At 52.4% G+C, this 21146-nt stretch carries 19 protein-coding genes; all 19 read left to right on the plus strand.

What is annotated here, in order from left to right; translation table 11 throughout:
* The first annotated feature begins 613 nt into the window (after nt 1–613).
* The 19 genes from JRF57_05565 to JRF57_05655 all read left to right on the plus strand — a co-directional run bounded on the left by JRF57_05565 (nt 614) and on the right by JRF57_05655 (nt 21032).
* Nucleotides 614–1648, plus strand: a complete 1035-nt coding sequence (locus tag JRF57_05565) for a rod shape-determining protein (GenBank protein MBW2303164.1) — start codon at nt 614–616, stop codon at nt 1646–1648.
* 93 nt (nt 1649–1741) lie between these two features.
* Nucleotides 1742–2581, plus strand: a complete 840-nt coding sequence (gene mreC / locus JRF57_05570; protein MBW2303165.1) for a rod shape-determining protein MreC — start codon at nt 1742–1744, stop codon at nt 2579–2581.
* Nucleotides 2582–2598: 17 nt separating this feature from the next.
* A complete protein-coding gene (locus JRF57_05575; GenBank protein MBW2303166.1) occupies nt 2599–3093 on the plus strand; it encodes a hypothetical protein in 495 nt (164 codons plus the stop codon).
* A 73-nt stretch (nt 3094–3166) separates the two neighbouring features.
* Nucleotides 3167–5038: a penicillin-binding protein 2 gene (gene mrdA, locus JRF57_05580; protein MBW2303167.1), complete on the plus strand. Its 1872-nt coding sequence runs from the start codon at nt 3167–3169 to the stop codon at nt 5036–5038.
* Nucleotides 5039–5105: 67 nt separating this feature from the next.
* Nucleotides 5106–6209, plus strand: a complete 1104-nt coding sequence (rodA, locus tag JRF57_05585; protein ID MBW2303168.1) for a rod shape-determining protein RodA — start codon at nt 5106–5108, stop codon at nt 6207–6209.
* A 62-nt stretch (nt 6210–6271) separates the two neighbouring features.
* Nucleotides 6272–6640, plus strand: a complete 369-nt coding sequence (locus tag JRF57_05590; GenBank protein MBW2303169.1) for a polymer-forming cytoskeletal protein — start codon at nt 6272–6274, stop codon at nt 6638–6640.
* A 281-nt stretch (nt 6641–6921) separates the two neighbouring features.
* Complete coding sequence (locus JRF57_05595; protein MBW2303170.1) at nt 6922–7347, plus strand: hypothetical protein; 426 nt, start codon at nt 6922–6924, stop codon at nt 7345–7347.
* Between the two features lies 1 nt (nt 7348).
* Nucleotides 7349–7957: an ATP synthase F0 subunit B gene (locus JRF57_05600; GenBank protein ID MBW2303171.1), complete on the plus strand. Its 609-nt coding sequence runs from the start codon at nt 7349–7351 to the stop codon at nt 7955–7957.
* Nucleotides 7954–8505: an ATP synthase F1 subunit delta gene (atpH, locus tag JRF57_05605; GenBank protein MBW2303172.1), complete on the plus strand. Its 552-nt coding sequence runs from the start codon at nt 7954–7956 to the stop codon at nt 8503–8505. The genes JRF57_05600 and atpH overlap by 4 nt, the downstream gene beginning before the upstream one ends.
* A complete protein-coding gene (locus JRF57_05610; protein MBW2303173.1) occupies nt 8505–10019 on the plus strand; it encodes a F0F1 ATP synthase subunit alpha in 1515 nt (504 codons plus the stop codon). Before atpH ends, JRF57_05610 begins: the two co-directional genes overlap by 1 nt.
* 27 nt (nt 10020–10046) lie before the next feature.
* Nucleotides 10047–10916 (plus strand): ATP synthase F1 subunit gamma, encoded by an 870-nt coding sequence (gene atpG / locus JRF57_05615; GenBank protein ID MBW2303174.1) that lies wholly within the window; start codon nt 10047–10049, stop codon nt 10914–10916.
* A gap of 107 nt (nt 10917–11023) precedes the next feature.
* A complete protein-coding gene (gene atpD, locus JRF57_05620; protein ID MBW2303175.1) occupies nt 11024–12433 on the plus strand; it encodes a F0F1 ATP synthase subunit beta in 1410 nt (469 codons plus the stop codon).
* 311 nt (nt 12434–12744) lie between these two features.
* Nucleotides 12745–13158, plus strand: coding sequence for a F0F1 ATP synthase subunit epsilon (locus JRF57_05625; GenBank protein MBW2303176.1), 414 nt, complete (start codon nt 12745–12747; stop codon nt 13156–13158).
* Between the two features lie 154 nt (nt 13159–13312).
* The gene (gene zapB, locus JRF57_05630) at nt 13313–13549 is read left to right on the plus strand and encodes a cell division protein ZapB (protein MBW2303177.1); all 237 of its coding nucleotides are present in this window, start codon (nt 13313–13315) and stop codon (nt 13547–13549) included.
* A 188-nt stretch (nt 13550–13737) separates the two neighbouring features.
* Nucleotides 13738–14016 (plus strand): cell division protein ZapA, encoded by a 279-nt coding sequence (locus JRF57_05635; GenBank protein ID MBW2303178.1) that lies wholly within the window; start codon nt 13738–13740, stop codon nt 14014–14016.
* Nucleotides 14017–14821: 805 nt separating this feature from the next.
* Nucleotides 14822–16369 (plus strand): ribonuclease Y, encoded by a 1548-nt coding sequence (gene rny / locus JRF57_05640; protein ID MBW2303179.1) that lies wholly within the window; start codon nt 14822–14824, stop codon nt 16367–16369.
* A gap of 664 nt (nt 16370–17033) precedes the next feature.
* Complete coding sequence (locus JRF57_05645; protein MBW2303180.1) at nt 17034–17309, plus strand: hypothetical protein; 276 nt, start codon at nt 17034–17036, stop codon at nt 17307–17309.
* A 20-nt stretch (nt 17310–17329) separates the two neighbouring features.
* Nucleotides 17330–20008, plus strand: a complete 2679-nt coding sequence (polA, locus tag JRF57_05650; GenBank protein MBW2303181.1) for a DNA polymerase I — start codon at nt 17330–17332, stop codon at nt 20006–20008.
* 94 nt (nt 20009–20102) lie between these two features.
* Complete coding sequence (locus JRF57_05655; GenBank protein ID MBW2303182.1) at nt 20103–21032, plus strand: radical SAM protein; 930 nt, start codon at nt 20103–20105, stop codon at nt 21030–21032.
* Nucleotides 21033–21146: the final 114 nt, after the last annotated feature.

Genomic DNA, 21146 nt, shown 5'->3' on the forward strand with positions numbered 1-21146 from the left:
GGGGCTTGATCAGGTGTCTGTTGAAAATTTTCCGGAACGAGGCGAACGAAGGGCGGGGGATTCAGACGGGAGGGGAGACATCAGGCGCTTTCGACCATAAATCCTTGCATCCTGGGTCCTGAAGCTTTATGCTTAAATAATTCCTCTTGAAGAGGGCCGATAAGAAACTTAACTTTTAACCCGAATCTTGCAATATTACTTTTTAGTTAGTGTCCATCCATAAATAAGAAAATTTGTGCAAGGTCAAGGAAGGCGAAAATTTTAACCGCAGGAATACATTGAAGTATTTCGAGGATTAAAATTTGTCCGCGCTACGCTTGGACTCCCCACCCAACGGGTGGGTCCCCGGTTTGAGCCTGACGCAGCCTGTCACGCAGTAGCCGTGGCGGAGGCGGAAGATTGCGGAAATTGGCCATTTATGGATGGACACTATTTAAAGCAGTTGTGGAGCTTGATTGTTTCTTTATTAGAAGACCTTGACAGGGCCGGAATCGGATATCTCTCAGAAAAGAGGTCGGGTTCAAGGGCAGGGCTTGAAAGGAAGGGCCCCTTGCGGGCAATCATTAGCCCCTTGCGGGCAATCATTACACGAGGATGAAAGGAGAAATGGACCATGCTATTGGATCCCATCCTAGGGATTTTTTCCAATGATCTGGCGATCGACCTGGGAACAGCGAACACCTGTGTCTACGTGAAGGGAAAGGGCATTGTACTGAGTGAGCCCTCTGTGGTGGCTGTCCGCAAGGACGGACGGGGCGCAAACAAGGTGTTGGCGGTCGGAAAGGAAGCCAAGATGATGCTTGGGCGCACTCCCGGCAATATCGTAGCCATCCGACCCATGAAGGACGGGGTCATCGCCGACTTCGAGATCACCGAGGCCATGCTCCGCCATTTCATCAGGAAGGTCCACAATCGTACGAAGATGGTCCGGCCCCGTATCATCATCTGTGTCCCTTCCGGAATCACCCAGGTGGAGAAGCGGGCCGTGAGGGAGTCTGCTGAATCGGCAGGCGCCCGGGAAGTCTACCTCATCGAAGAACCCATGGCGGCCGCTATCGGGGCCGGTCTTCCCATAACCGAACCGACTGCGAACATGGTCGTGGACATAGGGGGAGGGACGACGGAAGTGGCGGTTATTTCCCTCGCTGGCATCGTTTACAGCAAGTCCGTTAGAGTGGCTGGCGACAAGATGGATGACGCCATTTTGCAACATATCAAGCGGAAATACAATCTGCTTATAGGGCACGGGACCGCGGAGATCATAAAGACAACCATTGGGAACGCCTACCCGGGCGAGCAGGTGGAAACCATCGAGGTAAAGGGCCGCGACCTGGTCACCGGGATACCGAAAATACTGACCATCGATTCGGACGAGGTGCGAAAATCCATCTCCGAGCAAGTGGAGACCATCGTGGAGACCGTCCGTATCGCTCTGGAACAGACCCCTCCGGAACTGGCGGCGGATATCGTAGATCGGGGGATCGTCCTCACAGGAGGCGGTTCGCTTTTGAAAAACCTTGATATTCTCCTCAGGGAAGAGACCAAGCTTCCCATTACGATCACCGACGATCCTCTTTCGGCTGTGGTTCTCGGGTCCGGCAAGGCCCTCGATAATATCGCCATCCTGAGGGAAGTTGCGATCAAGTAAGATAGAAGCGGATTTTTCATCCGGAATGGGTCCGCCCCCGGTACGATGTCACCCGGGGTTTCGGGCCAAAATCAACCCGGTCAGGTTCAATCGTTGCCAAGTATAAAATCACCCAAGAAGAACTGGATATGGATCCTTTTCGTTGTATTGGCCCTGTTCCTGCTTTCCTCAAATCTGGGGAAAAAACATTCCTGGAACCCGCTTGAGCAGGCTGTCATCGAGATCACCGCCCCCCTGCAGAAGTTCATCACCTGGAACATCCGTTTCATTGAGGGCTTGTGGTTCAAGTACTTCGCCCTGGTCGGCCTTCAGGAGGAAAACGATCGGTTGAAGAGGGAAATCCTGTCCCTCAAGATGGAAAACGATCGATGCCGGGAATTAATCGCCACCAACAGGCGCCTTCAGGAGCTGTTACATTTTTCCCAGACATTCCACTGGCCCGGTATTGCCGCCCAGGTCATCGGAAGAGATCCATCCGGGTGGTTCAGGTCCATTATCATTGACAAGGGAAGAAAGGACGGTCTGAGGGTGAATATGCCGGTCGTAAACGCCGAGGGCGTTGTGGGAAGGCTGGTATCTGTTTCCCCCGATTATGCCAAGGTACTGTTGATAGTCGATCAGAACAGCGCCGTGGACAGCCTCATCCAGCGTTCCAGGGAAAAGGGGATCGTCAAAGGAATTTCAGAGGAGTCCTGCGAGTTGAACTATGTGGTGAAAACAGGAGATGTAAACGTCGGGGACAGGGTGGTGACCTCCGGGATGGGCAGAGTGTTCCCCAAGGGTCTGCCTGTGGGAAGGGTGGTGGAAGTGAACAGCAGGCCGAGTGAACTGTTCCTGGATATCAAGGTCAGGCCTGCGGTTGACTTTGCCAAGCTCGAAGAGGTGCTGATCCTTTTAAAGGAGGATCCCATATTAAGCGAACGCGCGGAATAGCTTCGGGACAGTGTTTTTTGATATGGCTCTTAGGGTTCCTGGTTGTGCTCACTCAGGGTAACGCGGCCAACCGGCTGGGCATCTCGTTTTACGTGGACTTCCCCACAATCCTGGCCGCCTATCTCCTGGTATTCGTGGGTCAGTTGGCTTCAGGGGCCTTCGCCTTCGGAACGGGACTCCTGATTGACTGTTATTCAGGGGGAGTGCTGGGCCTTTTCACGACGCTTCAACTCCTTTCACTCTCGGCTATGCGTGTGGGAACACGTTTCTTCGATACCCATTCCCCAAGCAGTATATTCATCCTTGTAGGCCTTGGAGTGTGGATCAAAGGAGTGCTTTTCATGAGCTTCGTGACAGCCTTTTCCCTCCGGGAGGGTTTTCACCTGGAAATGCTCAAGCCCATTACCTTCTCGGCCTTGTGTTCAGGTCTACTTGCCCCGCTTGTTTTTTTTCTTCTGAATAGATATCACCGCAAATTGACGGAAGCCCGCAAGCGTCAGGTCGGTGAATGAGGAGAAGGCCGTTTCGCCCGTTCGGCCGCCTTGGTGATCCGGTTTCAAACACAAAGAATGAGGATAGGACCCGGTGAAAAAGAGTTCCAGTTTTGAACCCCACACCGCCGAGATTTTCAACAACAGATTGAAACTCGTCAGTCTGCTCGTGGTGTTCGTCTTTTTCGCCCTGGTATTCCGCCTGTGGTATCTCCAGTTGATAAAAGGGTCCGAGTATCGGATCAAATCGGAAAACAATCGTATACGTCTCCAGGACATTCCTCCTTTCCGCGGCATGATATTCGACCGTCAAGGCGATCTGCTCGTGGACAATCGTCCCTCTTATGACATGTACATCATTCCGGAGGACGTCCAGGACAAGGACAAACTTCTGGACAATTTGGGGGAATTGGCGGATCTTGACCGTGAACAGGCGCTTCAGCGGCTTTCGGCAGGTCGCAAGTATCCCTTTAGACCCGTTCTCATCAAGAGGGATCTTGGCTGGCCTGAATTGGCCCGGGTGGAGACCAATCTCTACAATCTTCCCGGAGTCATGATTCAGGTCAAACCCCAACGGAACTATCTTTTCGGAAAATTCGCCTCCCACGTCATCGGTTACCTGGGGGAGATCAGTGAAACCCAACTGGCCAGCGGCCGGTACCCGGACAACAAGCGAGGGGATCTCATAGGGAAATACGGGGTTGAGATGTGCTGGCAGAAACAACTCAACGGCTTCCGGGGAGGTGAACAGGTGGAGGTGGATGCGGCCGGTCGCAAGTTGAGGGTGATATCCCGCAAGCCCCCTGTCTCAGGTGCGAACATCGCACTGACCCTGGACAAGGATCTGCAGATCCTGGCTGAGGAATGTCTTAATGGCAAAAAGGGGGCGGTTGTAGCCCTTGATCCCGGTACCGGAGAGATCCTGGCCATGGCGAGTCGTCCGGCCTTTGATCCAAATCTTTTCATCAGGGGAATTGATCCGAAGGAATGGAGACGGATCGTATCCAGCAAAGATTCTCCTCTCCAGAACAGGGCCATTGCCGGCCAGTATCCCCCGGGATCCGTGTTCAAGATCGTGGTGGCCCTGGCGGGGCTGGAGGAAGGCATCCTGGATCCGTCAGAAGAGGTTTTTTGCAACGGCAGCTACACTGTTGGAAGGAGATCTTATCGCTGCTGGAAGCGGGGGGGGCATGGCCCAATGGCCCTTCACGATGCTTTGGTTCAGTCCTGCGATGTCTACTTTTACAAGCTGGGACGCCGGCTGGGGGTGGACAAGATCGCCGAGTACGCCGAAAGGCTCGGGCTTGGTCATAGGCCGGGTTTTGATCTGGGAATGGACAAGCCGGGACTCATCCCGACAACCCGTTGGAAACTCAAGAGGTGGGGAATCCCCTGGCAGCCCGGAGAGACCATTTCCACGTCCATCGGGCAGAGCTATGTGCTGGTGACACCGCTGCAAATGGCCTTGATGATCGCAGCGATTTTCAACGGGGGAGTGCTTTACCAGCCGCAGGTCATTAAATGGGTCGGTAAGGATGGACGGATGATCCGTGAATTCAAACCGGTCCTCAAAAGGCGCTTGAATGCCAAGCCTGAAAATCTCGAATTGATCAAGTATGCGCTCGTGGGCGTGGTGAACGAACCCAGGGGGACCGGCAGGAGGGCCAAGGTCAAGGGTATCACGGTGGCCGGAAAGACCGGAACGGCCCAGGTCGTAACCCTGGAGAAGGAAAAGATCGCAAAAGCCGGGGGGGAGGTGCCTCCCGAATTCAGAGATCATGCCTGGTTCGTGGCCGTGGCACCTGCAGAACATCCCAGGTTGGCCATTGCGGTCCTGGTGGAAAACGGGGGTCACGGGGGAAGTGCTGCCGCACCGATCGCCGGAAGACTCATCGAGGCCTATTTTACCGGCAAACGTGTCGCGGACGCCGGAACGCGGCCTCAGCAGACAGGGCTTACAAACTGATCGGGCCCAAACAAGGTGCTGAAGGCTCCCTTCGGCACCCATGCAAAAGAATGAGAAAGCCATAATGATGTTCGATAGACGACTCCTTCAGAATTTTGATTGGATCCTCCTGCTGATACTGGCCATTCTGGCGGTGATCAGCGTATTGAACCTTTACAGCGCCACCTATCCCATCAGGGAGTCGGGAGGGAGCCAGATTTTTCTGAAACAGATCTACTGGTTTATCATCGGTTTTGCGGTGCTGTTGGTAATGACGACCTTTGATTACCATTTGCTGGAGAGATTGGCCTATCCGGTATATCTGGTTTCCATCGGACTCCTGATCCTTGTTTTTGTTGTCGGGGATATCCGCTCAGGTTCCCAGAGATGGATCAGTCTCGGCGGACTGGCAGTACAACCCTCGGAACTGGCAAAGCTCTCCATGGTCTTGATTCTTGCCAAGTTCTTCAACGAACAGGGTCAAGTCTACGAGTACCGACTTAGAGATCTGTGGAGGCCTTTCCTTTATATGGCCGTCCCCGCTGTCCTTATCCTGAAAGAACCGGACCTGGGTACCGCCCTTGTGCTGGTCACGGTATCCTTTTCCATGATCCTCTTCGCCAAGATCAAGTGGCGTTCCTTCCTGATCCTCATCCTTTCGGGGATCATCGCCGCACCCTTTATCTGGATCAATTTGAAGGACTATCAACAAAAACGGATTTTGACTTTTCTTCGGCCGGACATGGATCCCCTTGGAGCCGGTTATCATATCAATCAGTCCAAGATCGCGATAGGTTCGGGGTTGTTCTGGGGAAAAGGATACTTGAAAGGCACCCAGACCCGTCTCCATTTCCTCCCGGAACAACACACGGATTTTGCCTTTTCGGTGTTGGCGGAGGAATGGGGGTTCGTGGGCTCGGTCATCTTGCTCTTGCTTTATTTTCTCCTCATGCTGTGGGGGATCAACATTGCGAAAAACTCGAAGGATCGGTTCGGGACCATGATCGCCCTGGGAATCGTGGCGATCATCTTTTGGCAACTGGTCATCAACGTCAGTATGACCACAGGATTGTTACCCGTGGTGGGGATTCCTCTGGTGATGTTCAGCTACGGCGGGTCTTCCACGGTTTCGACCATGGCCGGCCTTGGTCTATTGATGAACATCAGTATGAGGCGTTTCATGTTTCAATAATTTTACTTGCAATAGGAATATCTGTATGGTAAGGGAAGCTGCTGAATCATTGCGGTAAAGATATGAAAAAGAGAGACGAAATCAACGCCTTCTTGGGTAAGAATACGGAATTCGAGGGAAAACTGACCTTTTCGGGTACTGTTCGTATTGATGGTAGATTCAGGGGGGAGATCGTCACGGATGGGACTCTCATCGTGGGGGAGACTGCGGTCATCGAGTCAGAGGTCAGTGTCGCCAATATCATTATAAGCGGAGAGATTCGGGGAAATATTGTGGCGGGAGAGCGTATCCAGATCCATGCCCCCGGAAAGGTTTTTGGAAATATTCAGGCCCCGACGGTAATAATCGATGAGGGGGTGATTTTCGAGGGCAATTGCCGCATGCGGGAACCTGTTGATTCCCATGACAAAAAACTGGCGGTGATCAACTAGGCCATATCCAGAGTACCCGGTAGGCCGGGGATTCTTTGCACAAGATGTTTAACAGGACGGCATGGTTTAGATCAAAGCCCGTCTCCGCAACCCATAAGATTCATAAACCGCTTTTCCCCCTTGATTTTCCTTAAATTTTCTGGCAGATAGGGCCAGTTTCGTATCGAGGCCGAAACGTTGCGGGCTCCAGCTGGCACAGAGACCTTTGAAAAACGTTCAATGAAGGTTTGGATGGGCATTAGGTAAAAAGAAACCCGACTAGAGAACGGAACGGAAAAGCCATGATCATACCTGACTATACTCTCTTCATCCAGATCGCCAACTTTTTGGTCCTATTATTTCTGTTGAATATTTTTCTCTATCGGCCCATTCGGGGCATGCTTCGAAAACGAGAAGAGGAGATGGGGTCATTCCAGGGGTCGATCGACCAGTTCCTGGAGAAATTCAGCCGGTATCAGCAAGAACTTGAAGCCAACATCCTGGGGACCAGGCGGGAAGGATACCAAGCCAAGGAAAATATCAAGAGCGAGGGGCTGGAAGAGGAACGCGGCATGCTCCAAAAGGCCTCCTCAACGGCCAATGAGCGGATTGAAAAGGCCAAACAGGAGATTGAGCAGAGTATGGAAAAGGTGCGCCGGGCTCTGGAGGAAGAGGTGGGAGCTTTTTCAAGGGAATTGGCGGAAAAAGTATTGGGAAGGAGCATCTGAGATGGCTGGAAAGGGAGATCGCGCCCGCCGCTTCTTGTTTTTGAGCCTGTTCGTTGTTTCGGCCCTCGCCTTTCTTTGCGGTGGAATAGCTGTGGCCGCGGAGGGACATGGTGGAGGAGATCGTTCGGCGGACTTGATCGATTTGGCGAAGCGTATTCTCAATTTCGTCCTATTGATGGTGATTCTCATCTGGGCCGTCAGGAAAAGCGGCGTCAAAGAGTTTTTTTCTTCCAGGAGCGCGGAGATCAAGCGGAAACTGGAGGAATTGAAAAGAGAAAAGGAAGAGGCCGAAAGCAAGTTCAGGGATGTTGAACGGAGGCTCAAAGAGTTCGAGGCCAAAAAACGGGATATTCTCGAACAGTTCAAGGCCGAAGGAATCGCTGAAAAGGAGAGAATCATCGCTGAGGCCAAGGAGAGGGTCAAAACTATTATCGAGCAGGCCGAACTGACGATCCAGCAGGAAATGAAAGCAGCCAAGGAGCGGTTGAAGAGTGAGGTGGTGGATCTTGCGGCCGAAAAGGCCCGGGAGATCATTGCGAGTGAATTGACAGAGAAGGATCAGGACCACTTAGTGGATGAATTCATAGAAAGGGTGGAGAAGATACATTGATCAGCTCAAAGGTCGCCAAAAGGTACGCCAAAGCCCTGCTGAGTCTCGGCCAGGAGGACGGCCGGTATCAGGAATACGGGGAGAATCTCCGGGAGTTCGTTGACTTTTGCAGGGATAACCAGGAATTTTACCAAGTTATCACCAATCTTGTGTTTCCCGTGGAAGATCGACAGAAGATACTGGAAGCCATCCTTGAAAAGAGCGGTTTCGCCGATACAGTCAAGAATTTCCTCTTCCTCCTGTTGGAAAAAAAGCGGATCGGGGGGATAGAAGAAATTGCCGATCTATACCAGAAACTAGAGGATGAACTCGCGGGCGTAGCCCGGGCCGAGGTTTTCTCTCCCAAGCCGTTGAAGGAGGAGGCCCAGGCGAAGCTCAAAAAGACCCTCGGGGAGCTGACTTCCAAGGACGTCAAGATCGACGTTAAGGAGGACAGCAGCTTGATCGGCGGTATCGTCGTGAAAATCGGAGACTTGGTCATTGATGGCAGCATTAAGGCCCAGCTGGAAGGGCTTAGAGAATCCTTAAAGAGGGGTGGATACAGCTAATGGAAATCAGAGCAGAAGAAATCAGTCAGGTAATCAGGGGCCAGATTAAGGATTACGAGAGAAAGGTGGAGATGAGTGAAACCGGCACGGTCCTGTCCGTTGGTGACGGTGTCGCTCGGGTCTATGGTGTCCAGAATGCCATGGCCATGGAAATGCTCGAACTTCCGGGCGGTATCTACGGACTCTGCCTTAATCTGGAAGAGGACAACGTGGGCGTGGCGATCATGGGGGACGATACCAAGATCAAAGAGGGCGACGTAGTCAAGCGCACGGGAAGGATCGCCCAGATCCCCGTAGGCGAGGCAGTCCTTGGTCGCGTGATTGATGCGGTGGGGGCGCCTCTGGACGGGAAAGGCCCCATCAATGCCACGGAGTTCCGCCGTATAGAGATGGTGGCCCCGGGCGTCATCGCCCGCCAACCCGTAAGCGAGCCTATGTATACCGGTATAAAGGCAATCGATGCCATGACTCCCATCGGAAGGGGTCAGAGGGAATTGATCATCGGTGACAGGCAGATCGGTAAGACGGCCCTCGGGGTGGACGCTATCATCAACCAGAAGAACACCGATGTTTATTGTATCTATGTGGCGGTGGGGCAGAAGAAATCCACCGTTGCCCAGGTGGTGGACGTGCTCAGGAAGCACGGGGCCATGGAGTACACCACGGTGGTAGCCGCATGCGCCAGCGACCCCGCGACCCAGCAGTATATCGCCCCCTATGCAGGGTGCGCGATCGGCGAATATTACAGGGACAATGGAAAGCATGCCCTGATCATTTACGACGACCTCTCCAAGCAGGCCGTCGCCTACAGGCAGGTTTCACTGCTTCTCAGACGGCCTCCCGGACGCGAGGCCTTTCCGGGGGATATCTTTTACAATCATTCCAGGCTGCTGGAGCGGGCTGCCAAGTTGAACGACGAACTGGGGGGTGGGTCCCTTACCGCCCTGCCCATCATAGAGACCCAAGCCGGTGACGTGTCCGCCTACATCCCGACCAACGTTATCTCTATTACCGACGGGCAGGTATACCTGGAGCCGGGTCTGTTTTTCTCCGGTGTGCGGCCCGCCATCAACGTGGGTCTTTCCGTTTCCCGGGTCGGAGGCGCCGCGCAGACAAAGGCCATGAGGAAGGTGGGCGGGAGTCTGCGTTTGGACATGGCCCAGTTCCGCGAATTGGAAGCCTTCGCGCAGTTTGGAAGCGACCTGGACAAGGCGACCCAGCGCCAACTGGAGAGAGGAAGACGACTCGTCGAGGTTCTGAAGCAACCCCAGTATCAACCCATGCCCGCTGAAAAGGAGGTCGTGATCCTGTTTGCGGGTTCTCAGGGATACCTGGATGAGTGGCCTGTGGAGGCCGTGAGCGAATACGAGAAACAAATGTTGGAATTCATGGAGAGCAAGTACGGGGATCTTCTCCAGGAAATCCGTGAAAAAAATGACATCAGCGACGAACTGGAGGAGAAGCTCAAGAAGGCCCTGGACGAGTTCAAGGGCATTTTTCAGCCTACTACCTAAATCGTATTGAATCTCGGGTGAATTTATATGGCGACATTAAGAGATATCCAGCGCAAGATAGCTGCCGTTAAGAAGACGAAGCAGATTACAAGGGCGATGAACATGGTGGCCGCGGCCAAGCTGCGCAATGTCCAGGGAAAGATGGAGAGTTTCGAACCCTATGCCAGAAAATTCGCCGAGGTACTCGGAAATCTGGCAAGCCGGATCGATCCTGATATCCATCCGCTGCTCGTGGCCAAGGAGAACGTCAGGAAGGTCGAACTCCTCCATTTTTCGGCCGACAGGGGGCTGTGCGGCAGCTTCAATATGAATACCCTCACAAAGGCTGAGAAATGGATCAAGGAACAACAGGCGAGGGATCTGGAATGCAGCCTGACCGTGGTGGGAAAGAAAGGCCGGGACTTTTTCCGAAAGCGGGGCTATCCCATTACCGTCAGCCATGTCAACGTTTACGGAGTCCTGGACATGGGATTCGTCAGCCAGATGGCTGGTGATCTGATCGATCGATTCCTTTCCGACGAGATTGATGAAGTGTATATGATGTATACACATTTTTTCAGCATGGCCAAACAGGAGCCAACGCTGGTCAAGTTGATCCCCATCGAACCTCCCCAAGCCGACGAGGAGACGGGAGAGATGGCGGAATACCTGTGCGAGCCGGATGCGGAAAGACTCCTTGTCGAGCTGCTCCCCAAACATATCAATGTCCAGCTTTACAATGCTTTTTTACAGAATGAGACAAGCGAGCATGCAGCTCGAATGGCGGCGATGGATAATGCCACCAGCAATTGCACCGATATGATCCAGAATCTGACCTTGGTCTATAACAAGGCCCGCCAGGCCGCTATTACGGCGGAGCTCATGGATATCGTTGGTGGTGCGGAGGCACTCAGGTAGGGGGAGTTACCCGGGCAGGGGAGTTACCCGGGCAAGGGAGGGTTTCTTTTCCAGAAGACCGGAATGCCAAGAGAAACTACGGAGACATAAGGAGGTCTTTACTTACGATGAATGAGGGCAAGCTAATACAAGTGATGGGGCCCGTAGTCGACGTTGAATTTGCCGAGGGGGAATTGCCGGCGATATTCACGGCACTGCTTGTTACAAACCCGACGATCGATGATACGGAAGACAATCTGGTTATTGAAGTGGCACAGCATCTGGGTGATAATGTCGTCCGATGCATCGCCATGGATACGACGGACGGTTTGGTTCGAGGTATGAGGGTCAAGAATACCGGCAATCCGATCATGATGCCTGCCGGTGATCCCATTCTCGGGCGCGTCCTCAATGTCGTGGGTAGACCCGTAGACGGTCTTGGGCCGATCGAGACCAAAGAATATCGGCCCATACATCGTCATGCCCCCTCCTTCGTGGAGCAGGATACGTCGGTGAAGGTGCTCGAGACGGGTGTCAAGGTTATTGATCTGCTGGTGCCCTTCCCCAGAGGGGGAAAGATGGGGATGTTCGGTGGTGCCGGTGTCGGTAAGACCGTCATCATGATGGAGATGATTCACAATATCGCCATGGAACATGGAGGTATCAGCGTTTTCGCTGGCGTGGGCGAAAGGACCCGCGAGGGCAATGACCTCTACTTGGAAATGAAGGAGTCCGGCGTCATCAACAAGGCCGCACTGATTTACGGGCAGATGACTGAGCCCCCGGGAGCCAGGGCCCGCGTCGCTCTTTCAGCCTTGACGGCGGCTGAGTATTATCGGGATGAGCAAGGGCAGGACGTCCTTCTTTTCATCGACAATATTTTCCGTTTCACCCAGGCGGGATCGGAAGTGTCCGCCCTTCTCGGACGCATGCCTTCAGCGGTCGGGTACCAGCCCACGCTGGGGACCGACCTTGGTGAGCTGCAGGAAAGAATCACCTCAACGACCAAGGGATCGATTACATCAGTACAGTGCGTATACGTGCCCGCTGATGACCTGACCGACCCTGCACCTGCTACCACCTTTGCCCACCTCGACGGGACGGTGGTGCTCTCCAGGCCGATTGCAGAGCTGGGAATTTATCCGGCCGTTGACCCCCTGGATTCCACTTCAAGGATCTTGGACCCCAATGTCCTTGGAGAGGAGCACTATCAGGTCGCGAGGCAGACACAGCAGATTCTGCAAAAATATAAAGACTTGCAGGATATAATCGCCATTCTGGGAATGGACGAACTCTCCGACGAAGACAAGTTGACCGTAGCAAGGGCCCGGAGAATCCAGAGATTCCTCTCTCAACCCTTCCATGTCGCGGAAACTTTCACCGGTCGAAAAGGCAAGTATGTGCCCGTAAATGAAACCATTCGGGGCTTCAAGGAGATCATCGAAGGAAAACACGACGATCTGCCTGAGGCCGCCTTTTACATGGCAGGTGGAATCGACGAAGTGGTTGAAAGGGCGAAGGAAATGGCTTCCGCCTAGATAGTGCCGTCCATCAATAATCAAATTTTCGGCACTAGGGTGTTTCCAATTTTTCGTGCTGGCGAAGGTGGAGTCTCCCTGCTTTGCAGCAGGTTCCCGGTTTGAGCCTGACACAGAGGTTGGGCAAAAGGGGGCGTTTTTCAAAGGTCTCAAAGGATTACTCCGAGAGGTACTGTAGTACGTCATACAGAGAATTCGCAGATTTCCCCGTTTGCCGAACACGGCACAGCACGGCACAGGCGCGGGTGCAAAGATTTCGAAACTTGGCCATTTATGGTTATGGATGAGCACTTGATAGGGGTTAAAAGTCCATGGATAATACATTATTTTTAGAAGTGGTCACCCCGGAAAGGGTAGTGGTCAGCCAGGAGGTGGATACTGTTATCGTTCCGGGTTCGGAGGGTGAATTCGGCGTCCTGCCGGGACACGTTCTTTTCCTCTCCGGTGTGATCCCGGGAGAGTTGCGTTTTTCCAGTGGAACCAAAGAGGAATCCATCGCAGTGACCAATGGATTTGCCGAGGTTTCGAACAACAAGGTTTCCATATTGGTGGATGCTGCCGAGAAGGCTGCTGAAATCGATTTGGAAAGGGCGAAGAAGGCCCTGGAGCGGGCCAAGAAAAGACTCGAATCTTATACAGGACCCGATGACGTTGAGTTTATGATGGCGGAGGCGGCCCTCCAGCGGGCTATAGCGAGGATCAAGGTTGCTCAAAAAAACATATGATTCATTGCTATTACTGAATTTGGGTTAAAAAAGGCAAGTTATTGACTTGCCTTTTTTATTGACGTTTGAATTTATGGAAGATACAATGCGTGCATTCATGCAATTTCAAATATAAGCAATAAAAACAAAATCTTATTCTTTTAGAAGGGGCGTTATGGATATTGTGGAAGAGATCGATCAGTTTGAATTGCTGGAGCAAAAAATTGATTCCATGATCAAGCGTATCGCTTCACTGAAACGGGAACGGGACTCTTTCCTTGAGAAATTACAGATTCAGGAAGAAAAGATCAGCAATCTGACGAGCGAGTTGGAAAATTTCAAGGCGGCCAGGGACAATGCAAAACAGAAGATCGTTTCCTTGTTGGAAAAGATCGAACAGCTCGAAATCTAGTGAGTTTGGCCCGCCCAAGGGGGCGGGCTGTGAAGATTAGGCCTCAAGGTCGGATTCCCTTTCCCTGGGTTTGGGAGAGGCAGAGGATGTCTTTCCGGGTAGAGATCGGACAACTGATTTATTGAAATGTATCCGATCCAACAATAGGGTTAGGCTATATCAAAGATGATTTCGAGGATAGGGAAGCGATGGAGCCTGTAAAGGTCAGGATCCGTGAACATGAGTACCTGGTAAAGGGTGGTGAAAACGAACAGGAGGTAAAGAGAATAGCGGAATACGTGAATTCGAAATTGAAAGAGATTTATGATACCTCCGAAGGTCTGTCTGAGAAAAAAGCAGCTATTCTTGCAGCATTGAATATAGCCGGTGACTATTTCCAACTCTTGAAGGAAAAAGAAGCGTTATTGAAACAGATAAAACAGAGGACGGAATCCTTGATTTTCACTATCGATTCTTCAATCAGTTGACTCCGGTTTTTTGCTGGGAGGCCGTTCTTTTACCGCTCCCTTTTGGGGTATATGCGCGGAATGCGGGGGAGACGGAGGAAGAGAGCCCTTGAGGGTTGTCCAAAGATTCACGGTAGGGTCGCAGAGGCCGGCCTTGGAATATAAAAGGGAACGATGTTTGGTCGGTGCCGCGGGGTTCGGGAATCCACACGTCAATCCAGTTCCAAGACCACTCGCGATACTGAACTTGTGACCCTAGACTAAATTCTCAAACCCAGAGGGGAGACCATAACCCACTGCCATATTTCATTATTGCGGCATTTCTCAGGTTCAGGGGAAAAACTCCCTTGTCCCGCCCGGTCTCAACTGATCCAATCTCTTCCTCTATTTGCCTGAATTCCGAAAATACATATCTCTCATCCATGCTGGACACGGCATGTTGAGTGCGATGGAGAATGCCGGGAAAGGCCTTTTTGAGGAAAGACCGGTCCGCAGAGAAATTACATGGAGTCGGGAAAAGTGTGTGCTGACCGCCAGCCCTGTGTTTTATTTTTTTTCGGAAGGGATCTTTTTCGATGGTAGTCGGATCACGGAAGCTGCATTGATCTCGACCCCGGGAGAAGGTTTGATTCCCGGTCAGTGGCGTAGGATTTTCCCGATCCGCTTAAAATAAAATTGTTTTTAACCCTGTTATCTCAATAATGTCCGCGGCAGCGCCCAGCCGCAATCCCTGCTCCGCTTTGGACCGGAGCCAGCGGATTCGACCGGAGAGTGCTGGGGTTGCCTCAGGCTATATAAAGGATGGTTTATCATGACAATCTTTCAAATGCTTGGTTCCGCTGTTGTCGGAATCATTCTGGGTCTTATTATCGGTTTCTGGGCCCGGAAAAGGATCGTTGAAAGTCAATTTGACTCTATTCGCAACTATTCAAAAAAGATAATCAACGAGGCCCACCAGAAGGCAAAGACCATCAAGAAAGAGGCCATGATCAAGGCCAAAGACACCTTCTATCAAATGAAGGTGGAATTTGAGAAGGATACCAAGGAAAAGATAGAACAGCTGAAGGCCCAGGAGAAGCGACTTTTCAACAAAGAAGAGAGCCTGGAAAAAAAGATAGAACAGTATGAAAACAGAGAAAAAAGACTTGCCAACCGTGAGAAGGAGTTGGACAAAAAGGAAGCAGGCATTCGAGAAAAGATCAACGAATATGAAAGACTCATCGAGGAACAGAGGCGGGAACTGGAGAGAATCGCGGGAATTTCCAGTGGTGAGGCCAAGAATCTGCTCATGGAATCCATGATGGAAGAGGCCAGGCATGAATCGGCAAAAATGATTCGAAGGATAGAGAATGAGGCGAGGGAGGAAGCCAACAGGAAATCCCAGGAGATTCTCGCCCTGGCAATCAAGCGGTATGCCGGCGAATATGTAACTGAACGAACGGTCAGCGTAGTAAATCTGCCCAACGAAGAGATGAAGGGCAGGATTATCGGGCGGGAAGGGCGAAACATCCGGGCCATTGAAGCTGCGACAGGCATTGATGTGATAATTGACGACACCCCTGAAGCGGTAATTCTCTCTGGGTTCAACCCCGTGAGGAGGGAGGTGGCGAAAATATCTCTGGAGCGGCTGATCGAGGATGGACGGATTCACCCGGCCCGGATAGAGGAAGTCGTTGAAAAGGTCAACAAGGAAATCGAGGAAAGCATCAAGGAGGCTGGAGAGCAGGCGACCTTCGATGTGGGTGTCCATGGGATCGATCCGGAACTGGTGAAATTGATCGGTCGCCTGAAGTACCGCTCAAGCTATGCGCAGAATGTGCTGCAGCATTCCAAGGAAGTAAGCTTTATTTGCGGAGTGATGGCCGCGGAACTGGGCCTCAACGTGAAACAGGCCAAGCGGGCGGGACTGCTCCACGATATCGGAAAGGCCGTGGATCATGAGGTCGAAGGCCCCCATGCCGCAATAGGGGCCGATCTTGCGAAAAAATACGGAGAATCGGAGGCTGTGGTCCACGCAATTGCTGCGCACCACGAAGAGATCCCTCCGGAAACTCCTCTTGCCGTTCTCGTCCAGGCCGCTGATACCTTGTCCGGGGCGCGTCCCGGTGCCCGCCAAGAGATGCTTGAGTCCTATGTGAAGAGGCTCGAAGACTTGGAAAGGATCGCCATGTCGTTCAACGGCGTCACTAAATCCTATGCGATCCAGGCGGGACGCGAAATAAGGATCATGGTTGAGGGAAAGGTGATTAACGACGACAAATCTTTTCTCCTGTGTAAAGATATCGCCAAGAAAATCGAACGAGAACTCACCTATCCAGGACAGATCAAGGTGACCGTTATAAGAGAAACCAGGGCGGTGGAATACGCAAAGTAGTGTCCATACATAAAAAGCAGGCAATTTTGTTCAAGGTCAAGCCTCCGGCCCGTAAGGCCTACGCCCCGGAGGGGAAGGTGAAGATTTTAACCGCCCCGCTTGGGACGCCAAGCGGCAGAGGCACCATACATTGAATATTTCGAGGATTAAACCCAAATTATGCGTGAACGCTTGTCCAAAGAAGGGTAAAGGGATTTTCCCGGAGCGGCCTATTTTGGCTCTGGAGCAGCCTGCCTGCCGCAGGCAGGGAGAGCGGAAGGGCCAAAATCGGCAGTGAGCGGAGCCATGGACGGCGTAGCGAACGTAGCGGAGGGAACATCCCTTTACCCTTCACCCATCAGGTGCTGTCAGGATGCTTTAACATATTGTAATAAAGATAAATTTCAGCATTAACGCATAATTTGGGTTAAAATTTGTCCTCGCTGCGCTTGGACTCCCCACCCTTCTGGTGGGTCCCCGGTTTGAGTCTGACGCAGCTTGTCCGCCTCTGGTGCGGCTTGTCACGCCGGAGCCATAGCAAAGGCGGAAGATTGGGCAAAAGGGGGCATTTTTCAAAGGTCTCGATGACGCGCCTCCAGGAGTGGGCGGTGTTCACGATTTCCGGAAATAGCGCGAGCGGATTTTACCTTCCATAGCCCGAGGGGTTATAAGTGCCGAGGATGAGATGAGATTTGGCTTCACCTGCCCGCCCAGCCCTGTACCCCCTGCCAGAGGAGTGCCGAATATTGAAGATCCTCCCGAGGTGACGCCGAATTTCTTTGGAGCTAACGCTCTCTTACAAAAGTCATCTCGCATCACCTTCGCAGTGTCTTGCCCATTCATAGAGAGAATATCCAGATCCGTTTTGCTGGGAAGCGGGTTTGGCTCCGTCGTAATTCAGATCAAGATATTCCATTGCAAGCTGGAGAGCTTCATTAAAGAGGCTTTGAGGGCGGACTAATAGCAAAAGGTTCACCAACCATGAAACAAGAACGGGATACAATTTACCTGGTCGACGGTAGTTCCTATATCCATCGGGCCTATCACGCTATAGGGAACCTTGCCAATTCAAGGGGATTACCAACCAACGCCGTCTTTGGTTTCGTGAAGATGATCCTGAAACTCATTGAGGATAGGAAACCGAACTACATGGCCATCGCCTTTGATGCAAAGGGACCCACTTTTCGGCACGAACTCTATGATATGTACAAGGCCAACAGGCCCCCCATGCCCGAGGACCTCAGCGCCCAGATACCTTATATCCATGCCTTTGTAAAAGGGTTGAACGTAACGATGATCGAAAAGGAAGGGTTCGAGGCGGATGATATCTTAGGGACCTTGGCCAGGAGGGCGGAAAGAGATGGATGGCGGGTCGTGATCGTTACGGGGGACAAGGATTTTCGCCAGCTCCTCTCGCCCCGGATATCCCTTTGGGATACGATGAAGGACCGGGAAACGGACATGGAGACCTTCAAGGCGGAGTTCGGTTTGGACCCCTCGCAGGTGATAGATGTCATGGGTCTTTCAGGCGATTATTCCGACAACATTCCCGGCGTCCCGGGTGTGGGAGAAAAAACGGCGGTCAAGCTCATCAAACAGTTTCAGAATCTGGAAGGAGTCTTCGATCACCTGGAAGAGATCAAGGGGAAAAAGTTGCAGGAAAACCTCCGGGTTTCAAAGGAACAGGCCCTTTTGAGCAAGCAGTTGGTGACCATCGACTGTGACGTCCCCCTTGATGTGGATATCCCTGACATGAGAGTTGGGGAACCGGACGGGGAGGTCCTTGCCAAGATCTTCCGGGAGTTGGAATTTCGATCACTTTGGGATCAATTCGCGACCCGAAAGGACTCAGGGAGGAAGGATTACCGTCTTTGTCTTTCAGAGAACGAACTTCGTAGACTCTTACTGGAAATCGAAAGGAAGAGGATCCTGAGTATTGATACAGAGACGACCAGCGAAGATCCTCTGAAGGCCCGACTGGTGGGCATCTCTTTCTGCTTTGAAGAGAAAAAGGCTTACTATCTGCCCCTGGCCCACAAGACCGGCGAAGATTCGGAACAGGTCGACCTTGCGCGGGCCCTTGAAATCCTCAAACCTGTTCTGGAAGAGGAGGGTGTGCGGAAGGTAGGGCAGAACATCAAGTACGACGCTCTGGTTTTTAAGACACACGGTGTCGAACTGAAGGGAATCCACTTTGACACCATGATCGCTTCTTATGTGATTAATCCGGGCCTTAGGCAGCACGGCCTTGACTACCTCGCCCAGCATTACCTTGATCACAAGATGATCACTTACAAGGAAGTCGTGGGAAAGAAAGCCTCCAGCTTTGCTGAGGTAGATCTTGAACACGCCAAGGAATACTCCTGCGAGGACGCCGATATTACATTTCGCCTCATGCGCGTATTGGCGGACCGCCTTAAGGAGGACGGCAACCAAGATCTCTTCTACGATCTAGAGATGAGGTTGGTCCCGGTATTGATTGACATGGAATTTGTCGGCATCAAGATCGACAGTGATTTTTTCAAAGACATGTCCCGCCGAATCGAGCGGCAACTCAAGGAGATGGAGAAGAAAATCTTTAAGGAGGCGGGCATGGAGTTCAACATCAATTCACCCCAGCAACTCGGTTATGTCCTTTTTGAGAAGCTGAAACTCCCCCCCCTCAAGAAGACCGCAAAGACCAAAAGTTACTCCACGGATGTGAAGGTCCTCACACAGCTTGCAGCATTGCCCTATGAGATCCCAAAACTTCTCCTGCGTTACAGGCTTTTGACCAAGTTGAAATCCACCTATCTTGACACCCTGGTGAAGCTTGTGGATCCCTCAACCGGAAGGATCCACACGTCCTTCAACCAGACCGTGACCGCTACCGGGCGCCTGAGCAGCAGCAATCCCAATCTCCAGAATATTCCCATTCGAGGGGAGGAAGGGCGGGAGATTCGCAAAGGATTCGTGGCCGAGCAGGGGTATGTTCTCCTGTCATCCGATTACAGTCAGGTGGAACTCCGCGTCTTTGCCCACTACTCGGAAGATCGGGCTTTCCTGGAGGCCTTCCGGAAGGGAGAAGACGTTCATACCCGGACGGCCGCAGAGATTATGGGGGTGAGTCCGGATGAGGTCACCCCTGACATGCGGCGCATTGCAAAGGCCATCAATTTCGGCATCATTTATGGAATGGGCCCGAGAAAACTTGGTGAGGAATTGGGCATCGGACAAAAAGAGGCTAAGCGTTACATCGATACTTACTATAAACGTTACCCAGGGGTGGTAAGATACAGGGAAGAGGCCATAGAGACAGCCAGGAAGAAAGGCTACGTGACCACGCTGTTCAACCGGAGGCGATACCTGCCCAACATCGAGCATAAGAACAGGATCATACGTTCGGAATCGGAACGAATGGCCGTCAATACCCCTATCCAGGGAACGGCGGCAGACTTGATCAAGAAGGCTATGATCCGAATCCACGAGCGACTCAAGAAGGAGTCCCCGGAGACCCGGATGCTGCTCCAAGTCCATGACGAACTGGTTTTCGAGGTTCCTGAGGCGGAAATCGAGAAAGTGAAAACCCTGGTAAAAGAGGAGATGGAAGGTGTCTACCCCCTCAAAGTTCCCCTCAAGGCCGACATCAAGATCGGTCTGAACTGGCAGGAAGCCCACTAGGTTATTTTTATTAAGAATTGTAAGAATGGGGCCCAAAGGATTGGTGGAGAGGCGGTGCCCAAGGGCCCTGGAAATATGAAACCAGGAGGACAAGATGTCTCACGTTTTCGGACCGGTTCCATCCAGGAGGCTGGGCCTTTCCCTTGGAGTGGACCTGGTTCCCCGGAAGACCTGTACCTTCGATTGCCTGTATTGCCAGGTAGGAAGAACGACCCGAAAGATCATAGAGCCGGGGTCCCTTGTTCCCATCGAACCGGTGATCGATGAATTGCGGAAAAGTCTCGAAACGGTCTCGCCTGATGCTGTAACGTTTTCGGGATCCGGTGAGCCGACCCTCCATTCGGGAATCGGCCGGATTATGGAGGCCGTAAGGAAAATGACGGAAACGAAGATCGCCTTGCTGACGAACGGATCCCTCCTGTGGAAAAAAGATATAAGGGAGGGTATCCTTTCAGCGGATACCATCATGCCGACCCTTTCCTCTGCCAACGAAGAGACCTTCAGAACCATCCACCGCCCCCACCCGGATCTTGGGTTACAGTTGATCATCACCGGGCTGCATGCCCTTAGAAAGGAATTTAAGGGAGAATTCGCCCTGGAAGTCATCCTGCTGGCCGGATTGAACGACAGTGACCGGGAGATAGAGGGCCTGAAGGAGGTCATTGATGGCCTGAGTCCGGACCGGATCCAACTAAATACCGTGGCGCGCCCACCGGCGGATGCCGGAGCATTGCCACTTGACATGCCGAGGTTGGAAAAGATAAAGAGTTTTCTGGGAGAGAGGTCGGAGATCATCGCCGACGTCTCCTTTGCAAAAGGCCACGACAGGAGATACCGCCTCGCGGCGGACGTCCTGGAAATGGCCTTGAGAAGGCCCGTAAGGGCGGAGGATGTTGCAAGGACCCAGGGAATAAGGGCTCAAGAAGCGGAAAGCATACTCGAGGGGTTGGTTCACAAAGGACGCCTTTCAAGGGAAAACCACGGCGGGGATGTCTTCTATGTCTCTTCCTCTTTGAAGGCCTGAAGACCCTGGCACCGGGTCCTGCCGAGCGCCGTCCTTTCATTATTGGAGCAGCGATAACCTCACCGGGGGTAAGTCACATGGCGGGCAAAGTTAGAGGTTATGAAACAAAAGGAA

The sequence above is a fragment of the Deltaproteobacteria bacterium genome (genome assembly GCA_019310525.1).
Lineage (GTDB): Bacteria > Desulfobacterota > DSM-4660 > Desulfatiglandales > HGW-15 > JAFDEE01.

Excerpts from the sequence above, each read along its gene's own strand:
- JRF57_05565 (MBW2303164.1), top strand. The coding sequence starts at position 614 with ATGCTATTGGATCCCATCCTAGGGATTTTTTCCAATGATCTGGCGATC.
- rodA (MBW2303168.1), top strand. The coding sequence starts at position 5,106 with ATGTTCGATAGACGACTCCTTCAGAATTTTGATTGGATCCTCCTGCTG.
- JRF57_05590 (MBW2303169.1), top strand. The coding sequence starts at position 6,272 with ATGAAAAAGAGAGACGAAATCAACGCCTTCTTGGGTAAGAATACGGAA.
- JRF57_05595 (MBW2303170.1), top strand. The coding sequence starts at position 6,922 with ATGATCATACCTGACTATACTCTCTTCATCCAGATCGCCAACTTTTTG.
- JRF57_05600 (MBW2303171.1), top strand. The coding sequence starts at position 7,349 with ATGGCTGGAAAGGGAGATCGCGCCCGCCGCTTCTTGTTTTTGAGCCTG.
- JRF57_05610 (MBW2303173.1), top strand. The coding sequence starts at position 8,505 with ATGGAAATCAGAGCAGAAGAAATCAGTCAGGTAATCAGGGGCCAGATT.
- atpG (MBW2303174.1), top strand. The coding sequence starts at position 10,047 with ATGGCGACATTAAGAGATATCCAGCGCAAGATAGCTGCCGTTAAGAAG.
- atpD (MBW2303175.1), top strand. The coding sequence starts at position 11,024 with ATGAATGAGGGCAAGCTAATACAAGTGATGGGGCCCGTAGTCGACGTT.
- JRF57_05625 (MBW2303176.1), top strand. The coding sequence starts at position 12,745 with ATGGATAATACATTATTTTTAGAAGTGGTCACCCCGGAAAGGGTAGTG.
- zapB (MBW2303177.1), top strand. The coding sequence starts at position 13,313 with ATGGATATTGTGGAAGAGATCGATCAGTTTGAATTGCTGGAGCAAAAA.
- JRF57_05635 (MBW2303178.1), top strand. The coding sequence starts at position 13,738 with ATGGAGCCTGTAAAGGTCAGGATCCGTGAACATGAGTACCTGGTAAAG.
- rny (MBW2303179.1), top strand. The coding sequence starts at position 14,822 with ATGCTTGGTTCCGCTGTTGTCGGAATCATTCTGGGTCTTATTATCGGT.
- JRF57_05645 (MBW2303180.1), top strand. The coding sequence starts at position 17,034 with ATGAGATTTGGCTTCACCTGCCCGCCCAGCCCTGTACCCCCTGCCAGA.
- polA (MBW2303181.1), top strand. The coding sequence starts at position 17,330 with ATGAAACAAGAACGGGATACAATTTACCTGGTCGACGGTAGTTCCTAT.
- JRF57_05655 (MBW2303182.1), top strand. The coding sequence starts at position 20,103 with ATGTCTCACGTTTTCGGACCGGTTCCATCCAGGAGGCTGGGCCTTTCC.